This is a genomic window from Ochrobactrum sp. SFR4, assembly GCF_019730395.1.
GTDB lineage: Bacteria > Pseudomonadota > Alphaproteobacteria > Rhizobiales > Rhizobiaceae > Pseudochrobactrum.
The window spans coordinates 1-2,284 of the sequence record NZ_JAAPBB010000043.1 but is presented as its reverse complement, the minus strand read 5'-3'; the positions used below and the strand labels follow the sequence as shown (position 1 = coordinate 2,284).

1 protein-coding gene and 1 pseudogene are annotated in these 2,284 nt (G+C 43.4%); both read right to left on the bottom strand.

Annotated elements, in window-relative coordinates:
• Positions 1-327 precede the first annotated feature (327 nt).
• The gene (locus HBA93_RS17670; RefSeq protein ID WP_286202032.1) at positions 328-1,272 is read right to left on the bottom strand and encodes a helix-turn-helix transcriptional regulator; all 945 of its coding nucleotides are present in this window, start codon (positions 1,270-1,272) and stop codon (positions 328-330) included.
• Positions 1,273-1,761: 489 nt separating this feature from the next.
• Positions 1,762-2,207, bottom strand: a pseudogene (locus tag HBA93_RS17665) (IS3 family transposase); the annotation flags it as partial.
• Positions 2,208-2,284: the final 77 nt, after the last annotated feature.

Here is a 2,284-nt window from a genome sequence, read left to right as displayed (position 1 = left end):
AAATCAACCCATAAACCGAGCCGGAAAATCCAATCTTCAAAAGCACAATTAGTCTCAAATCATTCGACGACGGACAGGTTGCTAAATAACTTCTCAAATCAAACAAGGTAGTTTTGGGATAGTTTGTGACAATTAGATCAAGTTCTTAGACGGACGTCTCTCGTATGTTTTTTGAGTTCCTGTATTGCAATATGGTGCCATGCAGATAAACTAGCTCCGCACGACGACACCTCGCTAATAGCCACCCAAAAGCATTGGGGCAAGCTTTAGTGTTCATGTGTGTTTAATTCGTAGAGTGCTGAGCTTATATACAGGAAATTGCTGTCGTTACTCGAGTTTCAAACGATATTTAGCTGGGGTCATTCCAGTATACCGTATAAAAAAACGCGTCATGTGCGATTGATCACAAAAACCAGAGGCCACAGCCACTTCCGCAAGTGACAGGTTCGGCTTTCTCAAAAGATGCTGCGCACGGTCAATGCGTAATCTTTGAAGATACTGATTGGGTGTTTGTCTCATTGTATGAGAAAAGCGTTTAAAAAAAGTTGTTCTGCTCACCCCAATGCTGCCAGCCAGGTCACTCATTAGAAATTGGCCATGTAAATTCTCTGTAAGAAAATCGTCAATCTGGCTCTTCTGTTTACGGGTTAGAACTGTACGAACATCGATGCACTTACGCATCCCATTCGCTTGCGCAAATTTAGTGAGCACTTGGGCGGCAATCGCCCGACTTATATATTCGCTTCGAAAGCGGTCGTTGTGTTGGTCAAGAAGTAAATCCATTAGAGCTTGCATAAGATAAGATAAGCCCTCGTCTGAAAGTTCATGGTTAGCCATAATGTCGGCGTAATCAAATTTCTTGCCGTAAATATCTTCTGTTACTTCAGTGAAGACACTGGGACGAATACAAGCATGGCAACTGTAAGATGGAGCAAAAGTTCTTACTTCAAGTCTGGATTGAGGCGCTATTATTGACGCATATCCAGCCTTAACTGCAATTCGCCCAGAGAAATAATCGCTTTCAAGCTCACATGCCAATGACCTTAGAGAAAGTGAAATGTGTATTGCTGCATTTGGCAGCAATACATTCTCGTCAGGTTCTTTTGCGTCAACTATCACACCCGCAATTTCCGACCATCCCATGCTATCGCTTGAATGAACAAGAGTTCTATTCACAGACGGAAGAATAGGTGTTTCGCATATCAAAAATGAATTAGAGAGATTATCGTCATTTTTGTTAGTAACTTCAGCAGTATGTAATTGCTCGTGCATCTGATTAAGGATCCTATTCTGCGTTAGCAGTATTTGCTGGAACCAAAAGCATTCTTTTTTAAAGGATGCTACATTAGAATAATGTGAAAATTGAAACACCGTAAATTTGGCGCAAACATGTCTAAATTATTGCCTACGCGAATATTTGTTTGACTAGGTCTTGTCATAAATATGGAAACGCTCTGATAGCAATGTTTTCTGCGTTGATGATCACCTAATCAAAGCTGCACGGTCAATGGCATATTGCGGCAGTTAATCTAATCGATATTTAAATTTTTCTAGTTGGATCACAGGAACTTTGTGTCCGAACGTATTTTTTGCTGATCGCTGAATGTTTATAACACAATCAGTTAGTTAACGGTTTTTATAAGCCAGTTTCGCCGCGACCAAATCAGCGAGGCCAGAACCTACTGCTTTGAACAGGGTAATCTCCTGATCCTCTAGACGAGCATAGCTTTTAACTTTGCTCAATGAATAGCCCCGAGTTTGTTAGACACCCTGCATCTTCAGTTTGTGGTTCCGTTCAAAGTGTGCCGGTGACAACATACCGTTTCTAACGTGTTTGCGCTGCGGATTATAAACATCTCGATGTAGTCGAACACGTCCTGCCTTGCTTCGCCTCGTGTTCTGTATGTTTTGCGGCGAATGCGTTCTCGTTTCAACAGATTGAAAAAGCTCTCCGCGACAGCATTGTCGTGACAGTTGCCCCGGCGGCTCATGCTGTGTTCAAGATTGTGCTGTTTCAGGAATGAGGCCCAGTCCATACTGGTAAACTGGGAGCCTTGGTCTGAGTGTATCATCACTCGCTCTGTCGGCTTTCGCCGCCACACTGCCATCAGCAAAGCCTGCAGAACCAGGTCCGTTGTTTGGCGCGATTGCATCGACCAACCGACAATGCGCCGGGAGAAGAGGTCGATGACTACGGCCAGATAAGAAATGGACTTGTCCCGTTTTATTTCCGCCTCTTTATCTCGTTTCGGCGGTTATCTGTTCGAATTGAGCGGGCGATATT

Bases quoted from the DNA above. Each gene is read 5' to 3' on its own strand.
- HBA93_RS17670 (WP_286202032.1), bottom strand. From the start codon at position 1,272: ATGCACGAGCAATTACATACTGCTGAAGTTACTAACAAAAATGACGAT.